We start from the raw sequence: 24,209 nt of genomic DNA, 5'->3' as shown, positions 1-24,209 counted from the left end.
CGCGCACTACGGCTGTAGTAGAGTCGTGCGTACTACAGATGTAGTCCCAGGGGATCCCGGAGGAGCCATGGCACAGTCGGCGCGCGCGATCGTCATCGGCGGCGGAATCGGAGGCCTGACCGCGGCGGCGGCCTTGCACCGGCGGGGCTGGGAGGTGACCGTGCTGGAGCGGGCCCGCTCCCTGGAACCGGTCGGCGCGGCCATCTCCCTCGCCCCGAACGCTCTGCGCGCCCTGGACGTGCTCGGTGTGGGCGACGAGATCCGCGCTCTCGCCGCCTGGCAGGGGGACGGCGGGCTGCGCACTCCGGGCGGGCGCTGGCTGTCCCGCTTCAGCGCGGAGGCGGCCGCCGCCCGCTTCGGCGACCTGCTGGTCCTGCTGCCCCGCGCCACCCTGGTCGACCGCCTCGCGGCCCTGCTTCCGCCCGGCGCCGTCCGCACCGGGGCCGCCGCGACCCTCGCCGACCCCGGTGACAGCCGACGGCCCGCCCGGGTGGGCGTCGGCACGCAGGAGCTGGAGGCCGAGCTGGTGGTCGGCGCGGACGGCATCAACTCCCGTGTCCGCGGGGCCCTGTTCCCGCTCCACCCCGGCCCGGTGTATGCGGGGTTCACCACCTGGCGGGTGCTGATCCCGGTGCCCGGCGCGGAGTTCGCATCGCACGAGACCTGGGGCCGGGGCAGCCTCTGGGGCACGCACCCGCTCAAGGACGGCCGCGTCTACGCGTACGCGGCCGCCATGGTCCCGGCGGGCGAGCGGGCGCCGGACGACGAGAAGGCCGAACTCCTGCGCCGGTTCGGCGACTGGCACGACCCGATCCCCGCCGTCCTCGCCGCCCTCCGCCCCGATGACGTGCTCCGGCACGACGTCCACCACATCGCCACGCCCCTGCCCTCCCCCACTCTCGGCTTCGCTCGAGCGGGGGGACCCCCATCCACTCGGGCCGCGTCGCCCTGCTCGGCGATGCCGCCCACGCCATGCCGCCGACCCTCGGCCAGGGCGGCAACCAGGCCGTCGAGGACGCCATCGTGCTCGCGCACCACTGCCACGACCTGGCCGCCTACACCGCCGCCCGCCTCCCGCGCACCACCGCGATCGCCCGCCGGGCCGTCAAGGCCGCCCGCCTGAACATGACCGCCAACCCCGCCGCCGTCGCCGTACGCAACACAGCGATCGCGGCCCTGTCGAAGGCCGGACCCGCGCTCTTCCTGCGCGGCTTCGACGGCATCGCCGACTGGCGGCCCCCGTATGCTGCCGAGGAGGCACACGCAGGCAACGGGTAGGGGAGCGCACGTGAAGGTCGGCTGCATCGGACTCGGGGACATCGCGCTGAAGGCGTATCTGCCGGTGCTGGCGACGCAGCCCGGGGTCGACCTCCACCTGCAGACCCGGACGCCCGCCACCCTGGAGCGGGTCGCGGACACCCTGCACCTGCCGGCCGGGCGGCGGCACAGCACGCTCGACTCCCTGCTAGCCGAGGGCCTCGACGCGGCCTTCGTGCACGCGCCGACCGCCGTCCACCCCGAGATCGTCACCCGGCTGCTGCAGGCGGGCGTGCCGACGTACGTGGACAAGCCGCTCGCCCGCGAACTCGCCGACTCCGAACGGCTCGTGGCCCTCGCCGAGGAGCGCGGGGTCTCCCTCTTCGTCGGCTTCAACCGCCGCTACGCCCCCGGGTACGTCCTGTGCCTGGACCATCCGCGCGAGCTGATCCTCATGCAGAAGAACCGCGTCGGACTGCCCGAGGAACCCCGCTCGATGATCCTGGACGACTTCATCCACGTCGTCGACACCCTGCGGTTCCTCGTCCCCGGCCCGGTCGACGACGTCACTGTGCGCGCCCGCGTCGAGAACGGGCTGCTGCACCACGTGGTGCTCCAGCTCGGCGGCGACGGCTTCACCGCGCTCGGTGTGATGAACCGGCTCAGCGGCTCCACGGAGGAGATCCTGGAGGTCTCCGGGCAGGACACCAAGCGCCAGGTGCTCAATCTCGCCGAGGTGATCGACCACAAGGGCCAGCCGACCGTGCGCCGGCGCGGCGACTGGGTGCCGGTGGCCCGCCAGCGCGGCATCGAGCAGGCGGTCCTCGCCTTCCTCGACGCCGTACGCGCCGGCAAGGTGCTCAGCGCCCGGGACGCGCTGGCGACCCATGAACTGTGCGAGCGGGTGGTGCGAGCGGTGCGGGACCGCCACGGCGCGGCCTGAGCGCCCGCACTCCCTCCGTCGCGCACAGCGCGGCCAGCACCAGCAGCGCGCCGTGCACCGGCCAGTCGCCGTAGCGGACGTACGGTGTGATGCCGTGCGCGAGCGGTACGTCGTACACGCGGGCGGTGCTCGCGCCGGTGCCGAGCCACGGTCCGAGCCGCTGCCCGCCCGGCCCGTACACGGCCGAGACGCCGGTCAGGGTCGCGTGCACCATCGGGCGGCCGGTCTCGGCGGCCCGCAGCGCGGCCAGCGAGGCATGCTGCTCCGGCGCCCAGCTCCCCTGGAAGGTGGAGGTGGCGGACTGGCCGAGCAGGACGTCGGCGCCGTCCTGCGCCAGATGGCGGCTCATGTCCGGGAACGCGGTCTCGAAGCAGATCAGGGGGCCGATCCGCAGCCCGTGCCCGACGTTCATCACGACCTGCCCGCTGCCGCGCCTGCGGTCCTCGCCCGCGGCCTTGCCGACCGAGGTGGCCCAGCCGAGCAGCGAGCGGGCGGGCACGTACTCGCCGAACGGCACGAGCCGCATCTTGTCGTACCGCTCGCCCGTCGGGCCGTTCGGACCCATCAGCACCGAGCTTTTGTAGATGCCGGGCCGGTCGGAGCGGCGGGCGTCCACGTTCACCAGCACATCGGCGCCGGTCGTGCGGGACAGCGCCGCGATCCGCCGGGCCAGGTCGGGCCGGTCGCCCAGATCGAAGCCGACGCTGGACTCGCCCCACACGACCAGGTCGACATGGCGCCCGGCCAGCTGCCGGGTCAGCTGTTCCTCGCGGTCGAACCGCTTGTCGCCGCCGTCCATGATCCCCGGCTGCACGACGGCGATCCGCACCTGCCCGTCGACCTGCGGGCGCGGCGCCCACGCCCACGCGGCCGAGGTCGCCGCGGCCGTCGCGACCAGCGAGGCCACGGCCGGCACGCGTGACTCGCGCACGGATATCAGCACGGTCACCGCCACGTTGACGGCCACCACCAGAAAGCTGAGCAGCCACACTCCGCCGACCGAGGCCAGCCGCAGCGCCGGCGTCACCTGCCACTGGCTGGCGCCCAGCATGCCCCACGGCCCGCCGAGCCCCTGCCAGGACCGCAGCAGCTCCACCAGCAGCCAGGCGGACGGCAGCACCAGCAGCGCGGCGGCGCCCCGGCCCGGCGACGGCCGCTCGCCCAGGAACCGGCGCACCAGCCAGCCCCAGGGCGCCCAGAGCGCGCCCAGCAGGGCGGCGATCAGGAAGATGAACACATGCAGGCTCGGCAGCAGCCAGTGGTGCACGGCCAGCAGGAAGCCGAAACCGCCGCACCAGCCGTCGTACGCCGCGCGACGCCCGCTCGGGGCCGAGCGGGCCAGCAGGATCCAGGGGACGAGGCCGACGTAGGCGAACCACCACAGGGAGGGGGCGGGGAAGGCGAGCACGGGCAGGGCACCGGCGAGGGCGGCGACGCCGGAGCGCCGCCAGGGGGAGGTGAGCCAGTGGTCGATCGTCCTCATGCGGACCCTCCCTGTCCAGCGCTGATTCCAGTGTGCGCGTCGGGAGCGATCTATGACAGGGGGCCGCCTGTGCGCCCTGGGGCCGGGTGGGTCAGGGAGTCCGTGCGGCCTTGGCCGTCAGTTGGCGCCATTTCTCCTGTACGACCACCTCGCGCAGGCGCCAGCCGTCCGGCGTCCTCAGCAGCGCGAAGTCATAGCGGCCGCCGCACACCAGGTCCGGGGCCGGTGGGGCCGGTGGGCCGTCGGTGTCGGCGAAACGCATGGGGTTGAGGTAGTCGGCCCGTACCGCGGCGGTGTCGCCGGTGTCATGGTCCAGGGTGCCGAAGTGCACCCGGCGGTTGACGATCAGGTGCTGGCGCATGGCGAACAGCGCCAGGCTCTCGGCGAGCCATACCGCGACCTGCCCCGCGTCGCCCTCGATACCGCCGGCCGAACGGTAGTCGGCCCGTCCGTCCGTTGTGTACAGCCTCTGGTACGCCGTCCAGTCGCCGTCGTCCACCGCCACCGCGTACGCGGTGATCAGCTCGTCCACGGCCAGCCGGTCCAGCACGGTCGCAAGCTCCGCACGCTGCGTCATCGGCACAGTGTTGGGCATGGCGGGCGCGGAGCCAAGAGGCGCGCCGGGATATTCGGGTGCGTCGGGATGTTCCGGTGCGCCGGGATGTCCGGGCGCGCCGGAATATTCGATGGTGCGGGACACGGCCGGCATCCGACGCTGTCCCCATGAACGATCATTTCCACGAGCCCCGACCCGCCGAGCCTCGACCTGCCGAGCCCCGACCCGCCGAGCCCGAACCGAAGTTCCGCATCCGGGCGCGGTACACGGACTCCACGATCACCGTCTACCAGGCCTACCGTCCCGGGATAGGCCGCCCGGCGGCCCGCGCCGGACGCTTTCCGGCCGCCTGGAAGCGGGACCGGATGACCTGGATCAAGCCGTCCTTCCTGTGGATGATGTACCGCTGCGGCTGGGGTACCAAGGAGGGTCAGGAGACCGTCCTCGCCGTCGAGATCGACCGCGCCGGTTTCGAGTGGGCCCTCGGCCACGCCTGCCTGTCGCACTACGTCCCGGACCTGCACGAGGACCAGGCTTCCTGGAAGCGGCAGTTGAGGGAGTCACCGGCCCGCGTCCAGTGGGACCCCGAGCGCGATCTGCACCATCAGCCGCTGCCCCACCGGTCGTTGCAGCTCGGCCTCGCCGGGGAGGCGGCGGCCCGCTATGCCGATGACTGGATCGTGGGCATCGAGGACGTGACCCCGCTGGCCGCCGAGGTCCATGCGCTGGTGCGGGCCGGTGAACTGGAGCGGGCGACCGGGCTGTTGCCCGCGGAGCGGCCCTATCCGCTCGCGGACGGGGCGCTCGCGCATCTGCGGGCGTAGCCCCAGAACCGGCCCTTCGGTCACCGCGTGGCGCGGACCGTGTCAGGCCGCCTCGATCACCTCGCCGCGGATCGCCGCGGCCCATTCGACCACCAACAGCTCGTACTCCTCGCGCTCTTGGGCCGACAGGGTGCCGCCCGCACGCAGCCACAGCGCCCGGATCTGCTCGTTCACCTCGGCAGCAGACCGCACGGAACCAGGGGGCAGGGAATCGGGGGACATGCGGACAGCCTAGGGGCAAGCACTGACACTGCGCTACCGCGCGGCTACGCGGAAGGTATGGGGTTGGTCACCGTCATCGGCGGCCGCGTCCCCAGTCGATCCAGACCACCCTGCACACGCCGTGTCGGGCGCCCCGCGGAAGACGGCGCGCGCGGCGGTGAAGTGCCCGGCCGGGCAGGCCCGTTCGGCGCTGCCGAAGCCGGGGAATCCGCAGGCCGCACGGCTGCCGTCGGGGCCGTGGGGAGCGGAGCGAGGGCGGCGCCCGCGTCGGGTCCGTCCAGGGCGCGGGAGATGTCCGAAACAGCGGCGGCGGCATCGGCATCCGCGCCGCGGCAAGCGTGCTGTCGGCCGGCCTTGCCGCGCCGGCGTGCTGCAGGCCGGCCGTGCCGCGCTCAGCCCGCCGATTCCGCCGCGTGCGGGCTCAGGACGCCCGCCGTCACCAGGGCGATGATGACGATGCCGAGGGCCACGCGGTACCAGACGAACGGCATGAAGCTCTTGTGGGAGATCCACTTCATGAACCACGCGATGACCGCGTATCCCGACGCGAACGCGATCACCGTCGCGAACAGGGTCGGGCCCCAGGCCACATGGCCCTCGCTCACCGAGTCCTTCACCTCGAACGCGCCCGAGGCGAGCACCGCAGGGATGGCGAGCAGGAAGGAGTAGCGGGCCGCGGCCTCCCGCTTGTAGCCCATGAACAGGCCGCCGCTGATCGTTGCACCGGAGCGGGAGACGCCGGGGACGAGCGCGCAGGCCTGGCACAGGCCGTAGACGAGGCCGTCCCGGATGCCCAGACTCGCCAGCGTCTTGCGCTGCTTGGGCGCGCGGTGCCGGCCGCCGGTCTCGTCGCGGGCCGTCAGGCGGTCGGCGATGCCGATGACCAGGCCGACGACGACCAGCATGGTGGCGGTGACGCGCAGATCGCGGAACGGCCCCTCGATCTGGTCCTTCAGCGTCAGGCCCAGCACCCCGATCGGGATCGAGCCGACGATCACCAGCCAGCCGGTCCGGGCGTCGTGGTCCTGCCGCATCGCCTTGTCGTGGAGCGACCGGAACCAGGCCGAGAGGATCCGGCCGATGTCCCGGCGGAAGTAGATCAGCACCGCGGTCTCCGTGCCGATCTGGGTGATCGCCGTGAAGGCCGCTCCGGGGTCCTTCCAGCCCGAGAACGCCGCGGTCAGCCGCAGATGCGCACTGGAGGAGACGGGCAGGAACTCGGTCAGTCCCTGGACGAGTCCGAGGACGAGGGATTCGAACCAAGACATGGAGGCAGGACACGTCCAGTTGTCGGGTAAAGAGATGACCAAATGACGAGGGCAGCGTAGCGGGCGAGGGCGGCGGCGGGAAAACGGAGCTTGATCGGCCGGGGCGGTCGGCGGTGTTGACGGTCCGGTCGCCCCCGCTTACGTTGCAGCACAGGAGAAAGCGCTTGCTGAGCTGTCGGCCCGCGCGCCCGCCGTCCCGGAGGAGTGCTGAACCCGCCCATGCCGCCCTCTCCCCTCCCGCCCGAGCCCGGCTCGCCTCCCGCGACGACTCCGCTCACCGGCCGGCGCATCAGGGCCGCCGTCGTCGGCACCGGCGCCATCGGGCGCGGCTCCCATCTGCCCGCACTGGCCCGGCTGGCACGCGAGGGTGAGACGGAGGTCGTCGCCGCCGTCGACATCGACAAGGACGCCGTGGAAGCGTTCTGCGCCGACAGCGGCATCCCGCACGGCTACACCGACCTCGACCGCATGCTGGCCGAGCAGCGGCCCGATCTCGTCAGCATCTGCACCCCGCCGACCCTGCACCGGGCGCAGACGGTGGCCGCGCTGCGCGCCGGCGCCTGGGTGTGGTGCGAGAAGCCGCCGGTGCCCTCGCTCGCCGACTTCGACGCCATCGAGGCCGAGGAGGGCGACGGGGGTGGGCCCTACGCGGCCATCGTCTTCCAGCACCGGTTCGGCTCCGGCTCCCGCCAGGTGCGCCGACTGCTCGCCGCACAGGCCCTCGGACGGCCGCTGGTGGCGCACTGCCAGACCACCTGGTACCGGGACACCGCCTACTACGCCGTGCCCTGGCGCGGCCGCTGGCACACCGAGGGCGGCGGCCCCGCCATGGGCCACGGCATCCACCAGATGGATCTGCTGCTCGATCTGCTCGGGCCGTGGAGCGAGGTACGGGCGATGGCCGGGCGGCTGGTGCACGACGTCGAGACCGAGGACGTCTCCACCGCCCTCGTCCGCTTCGCGAACGGCGCCCTCGCGACCGTCGTCAACAGCGTGCTGAGCCCCGACGAGGTCAGCCGCATCCGCATCGACTGCGAGCGCGCCACCGTCGAGCTGACCCACCTCTACGGGCACGCCAACGCCGACTGGCGCATCACCCCGGCTCCGGGCGTGCCCGCCGAACAGGCCGCGCGATGGCGGGACTTCGGTCCGGACGTGCCCAGCTCGCACCTGGCCCAGCTGCGCGAGCTGGTCGCGAGCATGCGGGCGGGGCGGCGGCCGCGCGGCAGCGGCGCGGACGGGCGGACGAGCCTGGAGCTGATCACCGCGCTGTACAAGTCGGCCTTCACGGACACGACCGTCCGGGCCGGCGAGATCGGCCCCGGCGACCCCTACTACACCGCCCTGCACGGCGGCGCCCCCGGCTGGGCACCCGCGACCGCCGAGGAGGTCCCGGCATGACCGGCGCCCTGCGGCTGGTCCACGCCCACGGCGACCGGATCACCGTCCGCGCACCGGCCGCCGGGGTCGAGCTGCTCGCCTACGTCTACCGCCGTGAAGCCGCCTGGGAGGCGCCCCGGCCCTACCTCCACCCCATCCGCACCCTCTCCGGTGCCGTCGTCACCGACTACCGCCCCCACGACCACCGCTGGCACAAGGGCCTGTCCCTGACCGCCTCCCACCTGTCCGGAGCGAACCTGTGGGGCGGCAACACCTATGTGCACGGGCAGGGGTATCTCGCACTGCCCGAGCGGGTCGGCTCGATGCGGCACACCGGCTTCGACGAGGTCACGGCGGCCGGGGACCGGGTGGTGATCGCCGAGCGGCTGACCTGGCATCCGTACGACGGTGAGCTGTGGGCCGAGGAGGAGCGGCGGATCGAGGTCCATGACGTCGCCCCGGACTCCGGCTCCTGGGCGCTGACCTGGACCAGTGCCGTCACCAACCGGCGTGCCGAGCCGCTCCGGTTCGGCAGCCCGACCACCGCCGGGCGTGAACTGGCGGGCTACACCGGCCTGTTCTGGCGCGGCCCGCGGGCCTTCCGGGCGGGGCGGATCCTCGGGCCGCAGGGGGAGGGGCCGGAGCTGATGGGCACCCGGGCGCCCTGGCTCGCGTACTCCGGCGAGCACGACGGCGTCGACGGCCACGCCACCCTCGTCTTCGCACACGCCCCGGAGAACGACCACTCCGGCGCGGGCGGCACCCACCCCGCCCACTGGTTCGTCCGCGACGAGCCCTTCGCCGCCGTCGCCCCCTCCTGGTCCTTCTTCGAGGAGCTGGAACTCGCCCCCGGCGCCACGCTCCGCCGCCGCTACCGGGTCGTCGTGGCAGATGGTGCCTGGCGGCGCGGGGACGTGGTGAAGTACCTGGAGGTCCATCCGTGGTGAGCGCGGGGGAGTTCACCGGGCTGCCGGGCGGGGTCGCCGTGTCGCGGCTGTGCGTGTACGACTGGCCCGCCGCCGACGGGGTCCGCGGTGGCACTCCCCATGTGCATCTGGCCTGCTCGGAGGCGTACGTGGTCACCGGCGGCCGGGGTGCGGTGCAGACGCTGACCGGGTCCGGCCATCGGGTCACCCCGCTCGCGCCCGGCACGGTCGCCTGGTTCACGCCGGGCACGATCCACCGGCTGGTCAACGAGGACGATCTGCGTATCACCGTCCTCATGCAGAACAGCGGGCTGCCGGAGGCCGGGGACGCGGTGCTCACGCTCCCGCCGCGGTACCTGGCCGACCCCGAGGTGTACGCCGGCGCGACCACCGTCCCGGCCGACGCCCCGGAGGCCGAGCGGGAGCGGATCGCCCGCGCCCGCCGTGACCTGGCCCTGGAGGGCTACCGGTCGCTGCGCGAGGCCTCCGGGCCAAAGGCGCTGGCCGCCTTCCACCGGGCCGCCGCGGCGCTGGTACGGCCCCGGATCGCCGAGTGGCGCGAGCGCTGGACGCGCGGCGCGCTGGCGGCGGCCGAGACCACGGGCCGCCGCCTCGACCGGCTGGCGGCGGGAGACGCGAGCGACCTCGCCGAGGCCGTGGTGCGGGCGGAGCAGCCCGTCGAGCGGGGGCGGTTCGGGATGTGCGGGCGGCTCGACGTGTATGACGTGTATGACGTGTATGGGGAACCGGGGCGGTAGGGGCGCGTCACACCGCCGCCGGGCCCCTGAGTGTCCAGCCCGGGGCCTGCGGATGGGCCGTGAGGTCCTCGTGGCGCACCTCGTCGCCGCAGGCCCGGCAGGTGACGACCGGGACGAGTTCGTGGCCGCAGCTGTGCTCGACGGCCATGGGCAGGCCGGCGCCCTTGCGGATATGCCGGTCGCCCCACTCCTTGAGCGTCATCAGCACCGGCTCCAGCTCCAGGCCCGCCTGTGTGGCCCGGTACTCGAAGCGCTGCGGGCGCTCGCTGTAGACGCGCTTGGTCAGGATTCCGGCGTCCACGAGGCGGCGCAGCCGGGCGGCCAGGATGTCGCGCGGGGCGCCGATGTTGCGTACGAGCTGGTCGAAGCGGCCGTTGCCCAGGCACACCTCGCGCAGGACGAGCAGCGAGTACTTCTCGCCGACCAGCGCGAGGGCGTCGGCGATCGAGCAGGGGCGCGGGTCTTTCGTGGCGGCCATGGAAGCCAGTCTAGAGGAGGGTTTGATTTTCCAACTCGCCGAGTTATGGTGAGTTCGGATTTCCTACTCACTGGTAGCTGCCGTAGCCCGCTGCGGACAGCCAGGCGGCCAAGGAGGCCCGCGCCATGCGCGACGCAGTGATCGTCGAAGCCGTACGCACCCCCATCGGCAAGGGCAAGCCGAACGGCTCCCTCGCCCACGTCCACCCCGTGCAGCTGCTCGCCCACACCCTGCGCACCCTGGTCGAACGCTCCGGCGTCGACCCCGCGCTGATCGACGACGTCATCGGCGGCACCGTCGACCAGGTCGGCGAGCAGGCCATGAACACCACCCGGTACGCCGTCCTCGCGGCAGGCCTGCCCGAGACGGTCCCGGCGACCACCGTGGACCGCCAGTGCGGCTCCTCCCAGCAGGCCGTGCACTTCGCCGCGCAGGGCGTCATCGCCGGCGCCTACGACCTCGTGGTCGCCTGCGGCGTGGAGTCGATGAGCCGCGTGCCGATGTGGTCCAACGTGCCCGCCGGCCAGGACCCCTTCGGCCCCGGGGTCGCCGAGCGCTACCCCGAGGGTCTGCTCCCGCAGGGCATCAGCGCCGAGCTGATCGCCGCGAAGTGGTCCCTCACCCGCGCCCGGATGGACGAGTTCGCCGTCTCCTCGCACCACAAGGCCGCCGCGGCCTGGAGCGCCGGACTCTTCGACGCCGAGGTGGCGCCGCTCGATGGTGTCGCCCGCGACGAGAGCGTCCGCCCCGGCAGCACCCCCGAGATCCTCGCCGGCCTCAAGCCCGCCTACCACGACCCCGGCTTCGCCGAGCGCTTCCCGCAGATCGAGTGGAACGTCACCGCGGGCAACGCGAGCCCGGTCAACGACGGCGCCTCCGCCGTGCTGATCACCTCCAGCGAGACCGCGGCCCGGCTCGGCCTGCGCCCGCTCGCCCGGCTGCACAGCTTCGCCGTCACCGGCTCCGACCCGCTGCTGATGCTCACCGGGGTCGTCCCGGCGACCGAGAAGGTGCTGCGCAGGGCGGGGCTGTCGGTGGCCGACATCGACCTCTTCGAGGTCAACGAGGCCTTCGCCAGCGTGGTCCTCGCCTGGCAGCAGGAGACCGGCGCCGACCTCGGCAAGGTCAATGTGCACGGCGGCGCCATCGCCCTCGGCCACCCGCTCGGCGCCAGCGGCACCCGGCTGACCACCACCCTGGTCCACGCGATGCGGAGTCGCGGCGCTCGCTTCGGCCTGCAGACCATGTGCGAGGCGGGTGGGCTGGCGAACGCGATGATCCTGGAGGGCGTCTGACCGGTCACCGGCCGCGCAGATGGTGGCGCCCCCGCCAAGCCACAACCGAGCCCAGCAGCGCCGGTACGGCGATGGAGGCCATCGCGATCAGGAAGGCGGGCGACGTCGGCGCGGAGGCACGGGCGCCGGCGACCGCGTAGGCGGCGGTGTTCGGGACCGACCCGACCGCCGTGGCCAGCAGAAACGGCCACCAGCGCATACGGGAGACGGCCGCGCAGTAGTTCGCCGCCCAGAACGGCACGCCCGGGAAGAGCCGGGCGGCCAGCATGGACCGGAAGCCGTGCCGGCTCAGCTGCCCGTCGGCCGCCTTCAGCCAGCGGCCCCGCAGCAGTGGACGCAGCGCGGCCTGCCCGAGCACCCGGCCGAGCCCGAACGCCACACCCGCCCCGAGCACCGTGCCCGCCAGGGCGGTCGCGAGCCCCAGCTGCGAGCCGAACAGCGCGCCCGCGGCCAGGTTGAGCAGGGGCCGCGGCACGAACGCCACCGTGCACAGGCCGTACGCCACCGCGAACACCACGGCCGCCGCGGCCCCGCCCAGCTGCGGCGGCCAGCCGTGGGCCAGCAGCCGCTGCGGCTCGAAGGCCAGCACGCACGCCGCGCCACCGGCGAGCAGAGCGAGCAGCGCGGAGAGCCTGGCGTAGGGGGACAGCAACGCGCGCGTGCACCGGGCGGCGACCCCCGTGCCGGGCAGGGGGGACGCGGGTACGGCGAACTCCCTGGCGGCGACCGGGGGAGCGGTCGTGGCGGTGCCCCCAGAGCGGTTGGTGGCATCGAGCATCCGGTGACACTAACCGACGCACGCGTGTGATCGCCGTCAAGGGTGTTCCGTCACGCCGCGAGAGCGTGCCCGGGGTGCAGGACGACCTTGGTGTAGCCCTCGATCCGCTTGTCGAACTTCTCGTACGCCAGTGGCGCCTGGTCCAGCGGCAGCTCGTGGGAGACCACGAAGCCGGGCTTGGCCCGCCCGGCGATGATCAGGTCGCGCAGCTGGCGGTTGTACCGCTTGACGTTGCACTGACCGGTGCCCATCTGCTGGCCCTTCTCGAACATCCTGCCGATGGAGAGCAGCAGTTGGCCGTGCTTGGCGTGCTCGTCGGGGCCGCCCGGGTCCGAGGGCACGTACAGACCCGGTATGCCGAGCATGCCCGTCGGCCGTACCGTCTCGACCAGCTCGTTGAGGACGATGGCGGGTTCCTCGTGGCTGGCGTCGTGCGCCTGGGCCTGGTAGCCGACGGCGTCGACACCCTTGTCGGTGCCCTCACCCGCGGTCTGTTCCTTGATCTGTTCGGCCGGATCGCCCTTGGTGAAGTCGATGGGGATGGCACCGATCTCCTTCGCCTTGGCGAGCCGCTCGGGCACCCGGTCGACGGAGAAGACCTTCGCCGCACCGCGCAGCAGCGCGGAGTAGGCGGCCATCAGCCCCACCGGTCCGGCGCCGAAGACGGCCACGCTCTCGCCGGGGGACACCTGGGCGAGTTCGCAACCGTGGTAGCCGGTCGGGAAGATATCGGCGAGGAGCACGAAATCGGTCTCGAACTCTTCGCCCGGGGGCAGCTTCAAGCAGTTGAAGTCCGCGTACGGCACCCGCAGCAACTCGGCCTGGCCGCCCTTGTACGGGCCCATCGCCACATAGCCGTAGGCCCCGCCGGCGAATCCGGGATTGACCGTCAGGCAGAAGCCGGTCTTTCCGGCGAGACAGTTCTTGCAGAACCCGCAGGCGACGTTGAAGGGCATCACGACACGGTCGCCCTTGGCCAGCGACGTCACGCCGCTGCCGACCTCCTCGACGATGCCGAGGTTCTCGTGCCCGAAGACGATGCCCGACTCGGCCGCTGTGCGGCCCTCGTACATGTGCAGGTCCGAGCCGCATATCGCGGTCGACGTGACGCGTACGAGCACATCGTTGGGGTGCTGGATCCGGGGATCCTGGACGTCCTTCACGGCCACGCTGAAGGGCGATTCGTAGACGACGGCTTTCACCTCTGTCACCTCCGCGTCGAGCGTCGGACGACGGCGGCACGGAGGGGCCGCTGCGGAGGGGACGCACACGTGAGGCGCGGGCCCTCGGACTGTGCCGTGGCCCCGTGCGCCCGCATCACCGCCGGTACTTCCAGGGAACGCCGGTACGGAAAGGCTCGCAAGCCCCCTCGGCGGGGCGCCGAGCCGTGGCGGGCACTTCGTGTGCGAACGTATATTCGACCCTATGGCTCGTGTCATGACCGCCACCGGTGCGACCCCGCCGGGCGTGCCGCGCAGCGCGCTCGCCGACACCGTGCTGGCACGGGTGACGGACGTGTTCCCGCCCGCCGCCGACCCCGAGCGGGCCGGCGTGATGCGGGCCTACATGAAGGACGTGGCGCCCTTCCTCGGGATCCCCACCCCGGCCCGCCGCGCCCTGGCCCGCACCGCCCTCGCGGGCACGTCCCGCCCCGACGAGGCCGACTGCACCGCGATCGCGCTGCGCTGCTGGGCGCTCCCCGAGCGCGAGTACCACTACTTCGCGGTGGACTATCTGCGCCGGCACGCGGGCCGTCTCTCCTCCGGCTTCCTGCCGGTGGCCCGGCACCTGGTCACGGCCGTCCCCTGGTGGGACACCGTCGATCTGCTCGCCGCGCACGTGGTCGGAGGCCTGGTCGCCGCGGACCGCGCGCTCACCGCGGACATGGACGCCTGGATCACCGACGGCGACCTGTGGGTGGCCCGCACGGCCCTGCTCCACCAGCTGCCCCGCAAGGAACGCACCGACCCCGACCGACTGTTCGCCTACTGCCTGCTCCAGTCCGGACATCCCGACTTCTTCATCCGCAAGGCGATCGGCTGGGCCCTGCGCGAGTACGCCAAGACCGATCCCGAGGCCGTACGGGCCTTCCTGGCGCGGGAGCGCGGGCGGTTCGCCCCGCTGACCGTGCGGGAGGCGCTGAAGAACATCGGTGCCTGAACCCGTCCCAACCCCCTTACGGGGAAAAATCATTCGACACCGGACACCTGCTCGGCAATGATCGACGCCATGTTCCGGTACGCCTTCCTCCTCGCAGCATCCGCCGTCGCGGATGCGCCGAAGGCTGCCGTCCCGCACCTCCTGGCCGCCGTCGACGGCGCCCGAAGCTGACCCTCCCCGGAACGACCGGCGGACCCCGCAGGGGGAGGGTCGGCCAGTCCTCGGGGTCCCGCATCTTCTTCTCACGGCTGAGAGGCTTCGAGGTACAGCCATGTCCAAAACGGCCTACGTGCGCACCAAGCCGCACCTGAACATCGGCACCATGGGTCATGTCGACCACGGCAAGACCACCCTGACCGCCGCCATCACCAAGGTCCTCGCCGAGCGCGGCACCGGCACCTTCGTGCCGTTCGACCGCATCGACCGGGCCCCGGAGGAGGCTGCCCGCGGCATCACCATCAACATCGCGCACGTCGAGTACGAGACCGACACCCGGCACTACGCCCACGTGGACATGCCGGGCCACGCCGACTACGTCAAGAACATGGTCACCGGCGCCGCCCAGCTCGACGGGGCGATCCTCGTCGTCTCCGCGCTCGACGGGATCATGCCGCAGACCGCCGAACACGTCCTGCTCGCCCGGCAGGTGGGCGTCGACCACATCGTCGTCGCGCTCAACAAGGCCGACGGCACGGACGACGAGGAGCTGATCGACCTCGTCGAGCTGGAGGTCCGCGACCTGCTCACCGCCCAGGGCTACCCGGGCGACTCCGTACCGGTCGTACGGGTCTCCGGCCTCCGGGCGCTGGCGGGCGACCCGCGCTGGACGGCGTCCGTCGAGGCGCTGCTCGACGCGGTGGACACCTACGTGCCGATGCCGGAGCGGTACCTGGACGCGCCGTTCCTGCTGCCGGTGGAGAACGTGCTCACCATCACCGGGCGCGGCACGGTCGTGACCGGTGCGGTGGAGCGGGGGACGCTCCGCCTGGGGGACCGGGTGGCCGTGCTGGGCGCCGGCCTGGAGTCCGTGGTCACCGGGCTGGAGACCTTCGGCAAGCCGATGGAGGAAGCGCAGGCCGGGGACAACGTGGCGGTGCTGCTGCGCGGTGTGCCACGCGACGCGGTGCGGCGCGGGCATGTCGTGGCGGCGCCGGGCAGCGTGGTGCCCGCGCGGCGGTTCTCGGCGCGGGTGTATCTGCTGTCGGGGCGCGAGGGCGGTCGTACGACGCCGGTCGTGACCGGGTACCGGCCGCAGTTCTACATCCGTACCGCGGATGTGGTGGGGGTCGTGGACCTGGGAGAGGCGGGTGCCGCGCGCCCGGGTGAGACGGTGGTGATGACCGTCGAGCTGGGGCGTGAGGTTCCGCTGGAGCCGGGGCTCGGGTTTGCCATCCGTGAGGGCGGGCGGACCGTCGGGGCCGGGACCGTGACCACGGTGGAATGAGGCATACCGACACAGCCCCGCGCCCTGGGAGGCCGTGGTCACCCACAATGGACGGGTGAACGAACCGATACCCGTCAGCCGTACCACCGACCACGGCACCGCCAAGCTCATGCCCGACGTCGACCGGGCGCGGGCCTGGCTGCTCACCGTCGACGGGGCCCCGCAGTCGTACGTCGATCTCGATGCGCCCGAGCATCTCGAGTTCGAGTACGCGCGGCGGCTCGGGTATGTGCTGGACGGCGTGGCCGAGGCCGGGCAGGCGCTCGATGTGGTGCATCTCGGGGGAGGGGCGCTGACGCTGCCGCGCTATGTGGCGGCCACCCGGCCCGGCTCGCGGCAGGACGTCGTCGAGGCCGACGCCGGACTGCTGGAGCTGGTCGTCGAGCATCTGCCGCTGCCGGCGGGCTCGGGTGTCGCGCTGCACGCGGCCGATGCCCGGGCCTGGCTGGAGGCGGCTCCGGACGATCACGCCGATGTGCTGATCGCCGATGTGTTCGGCGGGTCCCGGGTGCCGGCGCACCTGACCACGCTCGCCTACGCCCGCGAGGCCGAGCGGGTGCTGCGGCCCGGCGGGGTCTATCTGGCCAACCTCGCCGACGCGGCGCCGTTCGGCTTCCTGCGCTCCCAACTGGCCACGTTCGCCGAGTACTTCGCCGAGCTGGTGCTGATCGCCGAGCCGGGGGTGCTGCGCGGCCGCAGGTTCGGGAACGCGGTGCTCGTCGCCTCGCACCGGCCTGTCGACACCGCCGCCCTGGCCCGTCGTGCCGCGTCGGACGCGTTTCCGGCGCGGGTCGAACACGGCGCGGCGGTACGGGAGTTCATCGGTTCGGCGCGACCGGTCGAGGACGCCGAGGCCGTACCGTCACCCGAGCCCCCCGACGGGGCGTTCGGCATCGGCTGACGCGGCCGGGGAGGCGGCGACCGGCTGGGTGCGGCGGGTCAGGGTGCGCACGTCCGGCACCAGCAGGACCAGCGCGGTGACCAGGACGACCAGTCCGGCGCAGCCCCACAGGGCGGCCGCACGCCCGAAGGCGCTCTCGGCGGGGCCGGCCAGCGCCGTCGCGAGCGGCATCAGGGAGACCGAGCCGAACCAGTCGTACGCCGAGACCCGGGAGAGCTTCTCCTCGGGGATCTCCTGGTGCAGCATGGTCATCCAGGAGACACCGAACACCTCCACGGTCGTACCGGCGATGAACATGACCGCGTACAGCACGGCCGTCGGCACCGGTACGGCCAGGGCGGCGGAGGGCAGGGCCAGCGGGAAGACGCAGAGGGTGCCGGCGAGCAGCGGGCGGCGGGGTTTCCAGCGGGTCATCAGCAGGGCGCCGACCACCGTGCCCGCGCCGAATGCCGCGAGCGCGAGGCCCCAGGGTCCCGCGCCGCCCAGGCTGTCGCGGGCGACGAGCGGGCCGTAGACCGCGTCGGCCGCGCCGACCACCGCGTTGGCGATCGAGAACTGTACGACGATGCCCCACAGCCAGGGCCGGCCGATGAACTCGCGCCAGCCCTCGCGGAGATCGGCCAGCATGCCCTCGCCCGGCGCGCGTGGCGGGATGTGGCCGACGTCGAGGAAGGAGCGCAGGGCGCCGGCGAGGGCGAAGGCGGCCGCGTCGATGGAGAGGACCCAGCCCGGGCCGACGGCCGCGACCAGGGCGCCGCCGAGCGCCGCGCCGCCGAGGGCCGCTCCCTGCACGGCCATACGGAAGACGGCGAACGCCCGGCCCGCCTGATCGCCCTCCACGGAGGACATCAGCATGCCCTCGGCCGCCGGGCCGAAGAACGCCTGCCCGGTGCCGCCGAGCGCGGTGAGCAGCATCATCTGCCACAGCCGGGGTTCACCGGCCAGCACGAGAGCGGCGAAGGCGCCCTGGGAGAGGCAGTTGAGGGCGTTGGCGGCGACCATCACCCGGTGCCGGGGCAGCCGGTCCGCGAGCGCGCCGCCGATGAGCAGGAACACCACCAGCGGCAGCGTGCGCGCGGCGGCCACGAGTCCCACGTCGCCGCCGTCGCCGCCCGCGTCCAGCACCGCGAACGCGGCGGCGATGAGCGAGCCGTTGGCGCCGAGCCCGGTCACCACAGCCGCGGCGGTCAGCAGGGAGTAGTTGCGGCCCGCCCAGGAGGGTCTGCGCGGGCCGTGCGGGACGTACGCCGGGTTCACCGGGCGACTATCGCTCGCGCGCGCCGCACAGGCAATCGGTTTTCCCCGGCCCAAACACCCTTGGGCTCACTGATTCTGGGGGTCTCCGTGCAGGCGGACCGTGCTGAGGACCTTCAGGACGGTCTCCTTGGGCACCTCGCCCTTGACGCCCTTGGCCCCGTAGAAGTCGAACGACACATAGTCGTGGGCCGAGTTCTGGAAGCCGAAGGTGAGCGCCTTGCCGTCGGTGACGCACTTGCCCTTCCTGGGCGTGTTGGTCGACTGGGCCCACGCGTAGCTGCCCTTGATGCCCGAGGCGGTCGTGAAGGAGGTGGCTTTCTTGTCCCAGGAGATGCTCTTCTTGTCCGGCATGGTGTAGCCGCCGTAGACCCACCAGGCGGGCGTGTTGATCGCGATCTGGTCCGTGTTCTTGGCGCCGCTCGCGCCCTTGGCGCCCACGACGCCCAGCGGAGTGTCCTCGCTCCGGCCGTCCTTGTCGTCGTCCGACGTGCACCACGAGGGCTTGTTCTCGGCAAGGCCCGACATCGTGATGCCCGTGTCCTTGTCGCTCTTCTGGAACGTGAAACCGACCGCGAGGCCGGGAGTCTCGACCTCCCAGTCCGCGGGCACGTCGTAGGCGACGCCCCACTTGGTGTTCACGACGACCTTCCAGCCGGGGATGGTCGGCTTGTCCGTCGCGGTGCCGCGCGGGTCGTCGGTCACCGACGGGGATGCCGTGGGCTGGGAGGTGGGCGACTGGCTCACCTTCTGCCCGCCCTTGCCGCTGTCGGCCTTGTCGTCCTTGCCGCCCTTCCCGCCGATCACGAGATAGCCGGTCACGCCGGCGGCGACCACCACCGCGGCGGCCGCGACGATCGCGATCACCTTCGTGCGGCCTCCGCCGCCCTGCGGGTGCTGCGGGACGGGCACCGTGGGGGGCTGCTGCTGCCCCCACGGCTGCTGCTGACCGTACTGACCGGCCTGCCCGCCTTGCGGGTACTGCTGGTACCCGGGCTGCTGGTACGGGTTCGGCTGTTGGTAACCCGGCTGCTGATACGGATTGTGCTGCGAGTTGCCCTGCGGGTTTTGCGCGCCCCCTGGCGGCTGCTGATCTGGCCACATGGCCAGTAACCCTAGTGCTGTCAGGGACACGATTCGGTCACCGGCCCTCGTCAGGGTGGTAGCGAAGCGGAACGAGTGGCGTCCGGTGCTGGCCAGTTTCAGCTACTCGTGAGTAACATGCCGCCATGAGCGCAGACCAGATGTCGATCGGCGAGATGCTCGCCGCCACCGTGCCCATGGCCCGGACGCTGAACCTGGAGTTCCAGGAGACCACCCCGGAGCAGGCCGTGGTGTCCCTGCCGGACCAGGGCGCGTACCACAACCATGTGGGCGGGCCGCACGCCGGTGCGATGTTCACGCTCGGGGAGTCGGCCAGCGGGGCCATCGTGCTGGCCGCCTTCGGGGACCAGCTCTCGCGCGCGGTGCCGCTCGCCGTCCGCGCCGAGATCGCCTACAAGAAGCTGGCGATGGGCGCCGTCACCGCGACCGCCACGCTGGGCCGGCCGGCCGCCGAGGTCGTCGCCGAACTGGACGCCGGCCAGCGCCCCGAGTTCCCCGTGGCGATCGAGATCCGCCGCGCGGACGGCGCCGTGACCAGCGAGATGACCGTCGTCTGGACGCTGCGACCCAACGGCTAGGAACGGCTAGGACCGGCAAGGGGTGAGGGAGAGGGGCCCGGTCGAGGGCCCCTCTTCTCGTACGGGTCGGTTCACGCGGCCCGGCGCCCGTCCCGGCTGCCGGTGGTGCCACCGTCCTCCAGGCCCGCCACGAACTCCTTGAGCCAGCCGGTGAATTCGGGCCCGAGGTCCGGGCGTGCGCAGGCCAGGCGCACCACCGTGCGCAGATAGTCGGCCTTGTCCCCGGTGTCGTAGCGCAGACCGTCGAAGACGACTCCGTGCACGGTGCCGGCCGCCGCGAGGTCCTGGAGGGCGTCGGTCAGCTGGATCTCGCCGCCGCGGCCCGGCGGGGTGCGCTCCAGCACGTCGAACACGGCCGGGTCGAGGACATAGCGGCCGATGACCGCGTACCGGCTCGGCGCGGTCCCGGGCGCCGGCTTCTCCACCAGTCCGGTCACCCGTACGACATCCTTCTCGTCCGTCGGCTCCACCGCCGCGCAGCCGTAGAGGTGGATCTGCTCCGGGTCGACCTCCATCAGCGCCACCACGCTGCCCGCGCAGGCCTCGCGGACCTCCAGCATGCGGCTCAGCAAGGTCTCGCGCGCGTCGATGAGATCGTCCCCGAGGAGTACCGCGAACGGCTGGTTCCCGACGTGGCGGCGGGCGCACAGCACGGCGTGGCCGAGGCCGAGCGGGTCGCCCTGGCGGATGTGGTGGATGTCGGCGAGCCGCGCCGGATCGCGCACCGCGTCCAGGCGCACGGTGTCGCCCTTGGCGGCCAACGCCTGCTCCAGCTCGAAGGCGTTGTCGAAGTGGTCCTCGATGGCGCGCTTGTGCCGGCCGGTGACCATCAGGATGTCGTCGAGACCGGCCGCGGCCGCCTCCTCGACCACGTACTGGATGGCCGGCTTGTCGACGACCGGCAGCATCTCCTTCGGGGTGGCCTTGGTCGCGGGCAGGAACCGGGTGCCGAGTCCCGCGGCGGGTACGACCGCCTTGCGGACCGTGCGGCGGACGGCGGGGGTCGCTGTGGAGTGGGGGGCGATCATGCGGCCCATGCTGCGGGACGCGGATGAGAGCATGCCCGGAGAAACATGGGAACCGGCTGTGAAGCGATACCGGTGGTAACTGCCAGGTAATTCGCCGACTCTGAAGTCGAGTCAATCGAACTTCTTGTTTCCTGTGAGTCGCATGTGCGAAGGTGAGCCTCCCCGCAGGAGGGCAAAGGCAGGCGTCGCGCGCCAGGGCCGGCCCTTTAGGTATGCACCACCTCTAGGTATGCACCAATTCGGCACTGCCTTCCCACAGGACGGCATTTCATGTGCGGTCCTGCGGCTGGAAAGGAAACGGTTCCGTGCAGTCCCCATACCCCCCACGCCCGCCGTACCCGCCGCTGCCCGGTTCGCCCGGGGAGTCCGACCGTGACCTCGTCGCCGGACTCGGCGGCCCGCACCACGTCCGCCATCACGCCGTCGCCCTGCTGCTGGCCCGCCACTGGCGGGCCGCCCGCGACCATGCCGTCGTCTGCCTGGCCTCCGCCGGCCCCACCGCCCACCTCGTGGCCACCGCCGCCTTCCACGACGTCCTCGGCCGCATGGCCGACGGAGCGATCGGCGGCGCCCTGCGCCCACGCCTGCTGGTCGCCGTCCGCGACACCGTCCGGGCCTGGGCGGCGGACGATGCCGCCTGTGCGGCTCTGCCGGAATTGCGCAGGCCCGCCGGTGGTCGCGGACTGCGCGCGACGAAGCCCGGAACGCCGGAAAGGCGACAACTCGCCGAACGCGCATTCCAGGTCCTTCCCGGCGCCTCGCAATGCCTTCTGTGGCACACCGAGGCCGAAGCCGAACCCATAAACATACCCGCCGGTCTGCTGGGCATCGATCCAGCCACCGCGACGGCCGCCCTGGACCAGGCGCGAGAGCAATTCCGGGCGGGTTGCGTACGCGCCCACCGGGAACTCGCGCCCTCCAGGGAATGCCGCTTCTACAATCGCCTCCTCGACGTCCCCCTGCGCCGCGGCGGCGCCCTGCTGCCGGATGTGCGGCAGCATCTGACGGTCTGTGCGTACTGCCGGCACGCCGCCGAGACCTTCGGGCTGTTCGACGACAGCCTGGGCCTCCTGCTCGCCGAGACCGTGCTCGGCTGGGGAGCCCGCCGCTATCTCGACTCGCGTCCCGGGCGCGGGGCCGCCCAACAGGTGCCGCCCGCGCCGGCCCCCGACCCGGCGGCAGCGCCGCCCGGCGGCCGGCACCGCACCACGTCCGCCGACGGCCGCCACCGTACGGCCGTGGCCGTCGGCGTCGGACTCACCGCGCTCGCGCTCCTCGCCACGGTCCTCGTGGCCAGAAGCTGGTCCGATGACAACGGTGTCCCCGCGCCCGGCGCGACCTGGGGCGCCCCCGCGGGGCGCACCACCCGGCCGGGCGGCACCGACGGCCGATCCGCAGTCTCCCCCTCCGCCGCCTCGGTCGGCGACCCCGTCGAGGTCGCCCACGGCAGCCTGCGCGGACTCGGCTCCGGCCGCTGCCTGGACGTGCGCGGCGACACCGCCGAGGCGGGCACGGGCGTCGTGCTCGCGCCGTGCTCGTCCGCCGCCACGCAGCAGTGGTCGTACCGCGACGGACTGCTGCGCAGCGCCGCCGACCCGTCCCTGTGCCTGGCCGCCGACCCCGGCGCGAAGACCGTCGTGCTGGCCGGGTGCGTCGTCCACGCGGGCGAGGTGACGTACGACATCACCGTGCGCGGCGAGATCCTGCTCCGTGGGCAGAAGGCCCTCGCGCTCGCTCCCGCCGCCGACGGCTCGTCCTCAGGGATCGCGCTGGCACCGCGCGACGGTTCGCCGGAACAGCGCTGGGCGCTGGAGCCGGGCGCGGATGGGCTCCGGCGGCCCGGCGTGACACAGGGTGAGCCGCGTGGGCCGGGCGCTGACGGTGCTCGGGGTGCGCGGGGCGACGACGCCGGGGTGCCTGGCGGGCCGGGTGGGCTGGACGGGCCAGGTGGGCTGGACGGGCCGGGGAACCCGAAGGCAGAGGGCGACGGCGGCGCGCCGTACGGCGGCACCGCGCCCGGGGAGCCGGATGTCGAGGGCGGCGGACCGGACCGTACCGGCGGCGCCGCGGGCGGGGTGAACGAGACCCGGATCGCCCAGGTCCGTGCCGAACACCACCGGCGGCGCACCGGTTCCGTGCCGACCGGCGCGGCGGTGCGCGCGGCGCACAGGATGCTGTCGCCCCTCGCCGACAGGGTCGCCGCCGTGCCGGCGGCCGTGGGGAGGTCTCTGGGCTGACGCCGCTGGGCCGACGCGCCGGGAGCCGGCTCGGGCACGCCTGAACCGCGTTCGAGCCACCACCTCGAAGTCATGGGGAATTTACAGACTTCGAGAGAATGTCCCGTGGTGTTGCGGCCGGGTGAGTGCACGGTGAAGCAGGTGGCCGGTTTGACGGGCTTGTGGTGGTGTGGCGCGTGGACCCGCGGGGTCCCGCGCCCGCGCCGGTGAGGGAAATGACATCGTTTTCCGGTTCTTACGGTAATTCGACCCAGTGGCCGAATCGCTGTCACCAGCCGTGAAATGGGCGCGACGTTATTGACCCGTGAGTAGGTCACGGATAGGTTCCGGTGCCCTCGCACCAGAGCGCTCGCCGCACACCCCCCACCGTGCTGTCTCGCCGATCGTGCCGGAGCATCATGACCTCGCCTGTGCGCGCCCATGACCTCGTCCTGTGCCTCACCCCCTGCGGAGAACCCGACGCCGGTCTCACCGCCGCCGCCTGTGCCGCCGGCGCGCTCGGCATCCTCGACCTCGGTACCGGTGACCGGAGATCGCGAGAGGAGCTGTCGCGGCTGAGACGGGCCGCGCCGGGCCCCTTCGGGGTACGGGTGACCGGGCGCTGCGCGCTCACCCCGGCCGATGTCGGCGACGCTCCCGACACCGTGGTCCACACCCCGGACGCGACCTGGAACCCGGCCGAACTCCCCTCGGCATGCCGGGTGCTGGCGGAGGTCACGGACATCGGGCAGGCCCGTGCGGCTGTCCGCGCCGGTGCCCATGGGCTGATCGCCCGCGGCGCCGAGAGCGGCGGCGGGGTCGGCGAGCTGAGCACCTTCGTCCTGCTCCAACAGCTGCTGTCCGACGAGGAGTCGGGCTCGATCCCGGTCTGGGCGTGCGGTGGCATCGGGCCGCGTACGGCGGCGGCCGCCGTGGCGGGCGGTGCCACCGGCGTCGTCCTCGACAGCCAGCTCGCGCTGCTCGCCGAATCGGGGCTGCCGGAGACGGTCCGGTCGCTGCTGCGGCCCCTGGACGGCTCGGAGACCGTGGTGCTGGGCGGCCACCGGGTGCTGCGCCGCCGGGGCCCCGACACCCCGCAACCACCCGCCGACGACCCCGAGGCGGTCGCGTCCCTGCTCGGCGCCCGCGATCCCCGCCGACAACTGCTCCCGGTGGGCCAGGACGCCTACCTCGCCACCCGGTTCGCCGCACGGTACGGGGACGTACGGGGGGCGGTACGGGAGGTGTCGGCGGCGATCCGCGGGGTGGCCGGTGCCGGACCGGCATCGGCGACGCCGCCCGGCGCTTCCGGCGTCGGCCCGGCTCCCGCAGGGAGATTCCAGCGTTCGCGGCGGC

Annotated in this window: 22 protein-coding genes and 1 pseudogene; 13 read left to right on the top strand and 10 right to left on the bottom strand. The window is 73.0% G+C overall.

Annotated features, from left to right (window positions below):
* Positions 1–67 precede the first annotated feature (67 nt).
* Both AB0L75_RS36070 and AB0L75_RS36065 read left to right on the top strand, forming a co-directional pair.
* Positions 68–1,278: pseudogene (locus AB0L75_RS36070) on the top strand (FAD-dependent monooxygenase).
* A 10-nt stretch (positions 1,279–1,288) separates the two neighbouring features.
* Positions 1,289–2,200: a Gfo/Idh/MocA family oxidoreductase gene (locus tag AB0L75_RS36065; protein ID WP_365189889.1), complete on the top strand. Its 912-nt coding sequence runs from the start codon at positions 1,289–1,291 to the stop codon at positions 2,198–2,200.
* Here the strand turns inward: AB0L75_RS36065 and lnt are convergent.
* Both lnt and AB0L75_RS36055 read right to left on the bottom strand, forming a co-directional pair.
* Positions 2,118–3,683 carry an apolipoprotein N-acyltransferase gene (gene lnt / locus AB0L75_RS36060; protein WP_365189888.1) on the bottom strand — a complete coding sequence of 522 codons (1,566 nt, stop codon included), beginning with the start codon at positions 3,681–3,683 and terminating at the stop codon, positions 2,118–2,120. The genes AB0L75_RS36065 and lnt overlap by 83 nt on opposite strands.
* 91 nt (positions 3,684–3,774) lie before the next feature.
* Entirely contained in the window at positions 3,775–4,260 is a 486-nt protein-coding gene (locus AB0L75_RS36055) for a nuclear transport factor 2 family protein (protein WP_365189885.1), read from the bottom strand.
* Between the two features lie 146 nt (positions 4,261–4,406).
* Here AB0L75_RS36055 and AB0L75_RS36050 point away from each other — a divergent pair, with 146 nt between their 5' ends.
* Positions 4,407–5,063 (top strand): DUF4291 domain-containing protein, encoded by a 657-nt coding sequence (locus AB0L75_RS36050; RefSeq protein ID WP_365189882.1) that lies wholly within the window; start codon positions 4,407–4,409, stop codon positions 5,061–5,063.
* A 42-nt stretch (positions 5,064–5,105) separates the two neighbouring features.
* Here AB0L75_RS36050 and AB0L75_RS36045 read toward each other — a convergent pair whose 3' ends face one another.
* Positions 5,106–5,285, bottom strand: coding sequence for a hypothetical protein (locus tag AB0L75_RS36045; protein ID WP_365189879.1), 180 nt, complete (start codon positions 5,283–5,285; stop codon positions 5,106–5,108).
* A 392-nt stretch (positions 5,286–5,677) separates the two neighbouring features.
* Positions 5,678–6,553: an undecaprenyl-diphosphate phosphatase gene (locus tag AB0L75_RS36040; RefSeq protein WP_365189877.1), complete on the bottom strand. Its 876-nt coding sequence runs from the start codon at positions 6,551–6,553 to the stop codon at positions 5,678–5,680.
* Between the two features lie 219 nt (positions 6,554–6,772).
* On the opposite strand from AB0L75_RS36040, the gene AB0L75_RS36035 reads away from it, so the two are divergent.
* Genes AB0L75_RS36035 through AB0L75_RS36025 form a run of 3 tightly spaced genes read left to right on the top strand, consistent with a single transcriptional unit; the run spans position 6,773 to position 9,617 of the window.
* Complete coding sequence (locus AB0L75_RS36035; RefSeq protein WP_365189874.1) at positions 6,773–7,954, top strand: Gfo/Idh/MocA family oxidoreductase; 1,182 nt, start codon at positions 6,773–6,775, stop codon at positions 7,952–7,954.
* Positions 7,951–8,880: a PmoA family protein gene (locus AB0L75_RS36030; RefSeq protein ID WP_365189871.1), complete on the top strand. Its 930-nt coding sequence runs from the start codon at positions 7,951–7,953 to the stop codon at positions 8,878–8,880. The genes AB0L75_RS36035 and AB0L75_RS36030 overlap by 4 nt, the downstream gene beginning before the upstream one ends.
* A complete protein-coding gene (locus AB0L75_RS36025; protein ID WP_365189868.1) occupies positions 8,874–9,617 on the top strand; it encodes a cupin domain-containing protein in 744 nt (247 codons plus the stop codon). Before AB0L75_RS36030 ends, AB0L75_RS36025 begins: the two co-directional genes overlap by 7 nt.
* A gap of 7 nt (positions 9,618–9,624) precedes the next feature.
* Here the strand turns inward: AB0L75_RS36025 and AB0L75_RS36020 are convergent, their stop codons facing one another.
* Entirely contained in the window at positions 9,625–10,095 is a 471-nt protein-coding gene (locus tag AB0L75_RS36020; RefSeq protein ID WP_365189865.1) for a helix-turn-helix domain-containing protein, read from the bottom strand.
* 125 nt (positions 10,096–10,220) lie between these two features.
* Here AB0L75_RS36020 and AB0L75_RS36015 point away from each other — a divergent pair, with 125 nt between their 5' ends.
* Positions 10,221–11,390, top strand: a complete 1,170-nt coding sequence (locus AB0L75_RS36015; RefSeq protein ID WP_365189863.1) for a thiolase family protein — start codon at positions 10,221–10,223, stop codon at positions 11,388–11,390.
* Between the two features lie 4 nt (positions 11,391–11,394).
* Here AB0L75_RS36015 and AB0L75_RS36010 read toward each other — a convergent pair whose 3' ends face one another.
* Together AB0L75_RS36010 and AB0L75_RS36005 are read right to left on the bottom strand one after the other, a co-directional pair.
* Positions 11,395–12,168: a VTT domain-containing protein gene (locus AB0L75_RS36010; protein WP_365189861.1), complete on the bottom strand. Its 774-nt coding sequence runs from the start codon at positions 12,166–12,168 to the stop codon at positions 11,395–11,397.
* Between the two features lie 50 nt (positions 12,169–12,218).
* Complete coding sequence (locus AB0L75_RS36005; RefSeq protein WP_365190019.1) at positions 12,219–13,370, bottom strand: glutathione-independent formaldehyde dehydrogenase; 1,152 nt, start codon at positions 13,368–13,370, stop codon at positions 12,219–12,221.
* 235 nt (positions 13,371–13,605) lie between these two features.
* Between AB0L75_RS36005 and AB0L75_RS36000 the strand changes: the two genes are divergently transcribed.
* From AB0L75_RS36000 to AB0L75_RS35990, 3 genes are all read left to right on the top strand, one after another.
* On the top strand, positions 13,606–14,328 hold the full coding sequence (locus AB0L75_RS36000; RefSeq protein ID WP_365190016.1) for a DNA alkylation repair protein: 723 nt from the start codon (positions 13,606–13,608) through the stop codon (positions 14,326–14,328).
* Positions 14,329–14,599: 271 nt separating this feature from the next.
* Positions 14,600–15,772: an elongation factor Tu gene (gene tuf, locus AB0L75_RS35995; RefSeq protein WP_365189858.1), complete on the top strand. Its 1,173-nt coding sequence runs from the start codon at positions 14,600–14,602 to the stop codon at positions 15,770–15,772.
* Positions 15,773–15,827: 55 nt separating this feature from the next.
* Positions 15,828–16,673 carry a fused MFS/spermidine synthase gene (locus tag AB0L75_RS35990; protein WP_365189855.1) on the top strand — a complete coding sequence of 282 codons (846 nt, stop codon included), beginning with the start codon at positions 15,828–15,830 and terminating at the stop codon, positions 16,671–16,673.
* Here the strand turns inward: AB0L75_RS35990 and AB0L75_RS35985 are convergent.
* On the bottom strand, positions 16,635–17,930 hold the full coding sequence (locus AB0L75_RS35985; protein WP_365189852.1) for an MFS transporter: 1,296 nt from the start codon (positions 17,928–17,930) through the stop codon (positions 16,635–16,637). The genes AB0L75_RS35990 and AB0L75_RS35985 overlap by 39 nt on opposite strands.
* Positions 17,931–17,996: 66 nt before the next feature.
* Entirely contained in the window at positions 17,997–19,031 is a 1,035-nt protein-coding gene (locus AB0L75_RS35980) for a hypothetical protein (protein ID WP_365189850.1), read from the bottom strand.
* 125 nt (positions 19,032–19,156) lie between these two features.
* Between AB0L75_RS35980 and AB0L75_RS35975 the strand changes: the two genes are divergently transcribed.
* Positions 19,157–19,609: a DUF4442 domain-containing protein gene (locus AB0L75_RS35975; RefSeq protein ID WP_365189849.1), complete on the top strand. Its 453-nt coding sequence runs from the start codon at positions 19,157–19,159 to the stop codon at positions 19,607–19,609.
* A gap of 71 nt (positions 19,610–19,680) precedes the next feature.
* Here the strand turns inward: AB0L75_RS35975 and galU are convergent, their stop codons facing one another.
* Positions 19,681–20,637: a UTP--glucose-1-phosphate uridylyltransferase GalU gene (gene galU / locus AB0L75_RS35970; protein ID WP_365189847.1), complete on the bottom strand. Its 957-nt coding sequence runs from the start codon at positions 20,635–20,637 to the stop codon at positions 19,681–19,683.
* A gap of 305 nt (positions 20,638–20,942) precedes the next feature.
* Between galU and AB0L75_RS35965 the strand changes: the two genes are divergently transcribed.
* Together AB0L75_RS35965 and AB0L75_RS35960 are read left to right on the top strand one after the other, a co-directional pair.
* Entirely contained in the window at positions 20,943–22,874 is a 1,932-nt protein-coding gene (locus tag AB0L75_RS35965) for an RICIN domain-containing protein (RefSeq protein WP_365189844.1), read from the top strand.
* Between the two features lie 398 nt (positions 22,875–23,272).
* On the top strand, positions 23,273–24,209 hold a 937-nt coding region (locus AB0L75_RS35960), incomplete at its 3' end, for a nitronate monooxygenase (RefSeq protein ID WP_365189841.1).

This window comes from Streptomyces sp. NPDC052101, assembly GCF_040680235.1.
Taxonomy (GTDB): Bacteria; Actinomycetota; Actinomycetes; order Streptomycetales; family Streptomycetaceae; genus Streptomyces.
The sequence above is the reverse complement of the archived record's forward strand: the minus strand, read 5'-3'. Positions and strand labels throughout refer to the sequence as shown.

Bases quoted from the DNA above. Each gene is read 5' to 3' on its own strand.
- lnt (WP_365189888.1), bottom strand. From the start codon at position 3,683: ATGAGGACGATCGACCACTGGCTCACCTCCCCCTGGCGGCGCTCCGGC.
- AB0L75_RS36055 (WP_365189885.1), bottom strand. From the start codon at position 4,260: ATGACGCAGCGTGCGGAGCTTGCGACCGTGCTGGACCGGCTGGCCGTG.
- AB0L75_RS36050 (WP_365189882.1), top strand. From the start codon at position 4,407: ATGAACGATCATTTCCACGAGCCCCGACCCGCCGAGCCTCGACCTGCC.
- AB0L75_RS36045 (WP_365189879.1), bottom strand. From the start codon at position 5,285: ATGTCCCCCGATTCCCTGCCCCCTGGTTCCGTGCGGTCTGCTGCCGAG.
- AB0L75_RS36040 (WP_365189877.1), bottom strand. From the start codon at position 6,553: ATGTCTTGGTTCGAATCCCTCGTCCTCGGACTCGTCCAGGGACTGACC.
- AB0L75_RS36035 (WP_365189874.1), top strand. From the start codon at position 6,773: ATGCCGCCCTCTCCCCTCCCGCCCGAGCCCGGCTCGCCTCCCGCGACG.
- AB0L75_RS36030 (WP_365189871.1), top strand. From the start codon at position 7,951: ATGACCGGCGCCCTGCGGCTGGTCCACGCCCACGGCGACCGGATCACC.
- AB0L75_RS36020 (WP_365189865.1), bottom strand. From the start codon at position 10,095: ATGGCCGCCACGAAAGACCCGCGCCCCTGCTCGATCGCCGACGCCCTC.
- AB0L75_RS36015 (WP_365189863.1), top strand. From the start codon at position 10,221: ATGCGCGACGCAGTGATCGTCGAAGCCGTACGCACCCCCATCGGCAAG.
- AB0L75_RS36010 (WP_365189861.1), bottom strand. From the start codon at position 12,168: ATGCTCGATGCCACCAACCGCTCTGGGGGCACCGCCACGACCGCTCCC.
- AB0L75_RS36000 (WP_365190016.1), top strand. From the start codon at position 13,606: ATGACCGCCACCGGTGCGACCCCGCCGGGCGTGCCGCGCAGCGCGCTC.
- tuf (WP_365189858.1), top strand. From the start codon at position 14,600: ATGTCCAAAACGGCCTACGTGCGCACCAAGCCGCACCTGAACATCGGC.
- AB0L75_RS35980 (WP_365189850.1), bottom strand. From the start codon at position 19,031: ATGTGGCCAGATCAGCAGCCGCCAGGGGGCGCGCAAAACCCGCAGGGC.
- AB0L75_RS35975 (WP_365189849.1), top strand. From the start codon at position 19,157: ATGAGCGCAGACCAGATGTCGATCGGCGAGATGCTCGCCGCCACCGTG.
- galU (WP_365189847.1), bottom strand. From the start codon at position 20,637: ATGATCGCCCCCCACTCCACAGCGACCCCCGCCGTCCGCCGCACGGTC.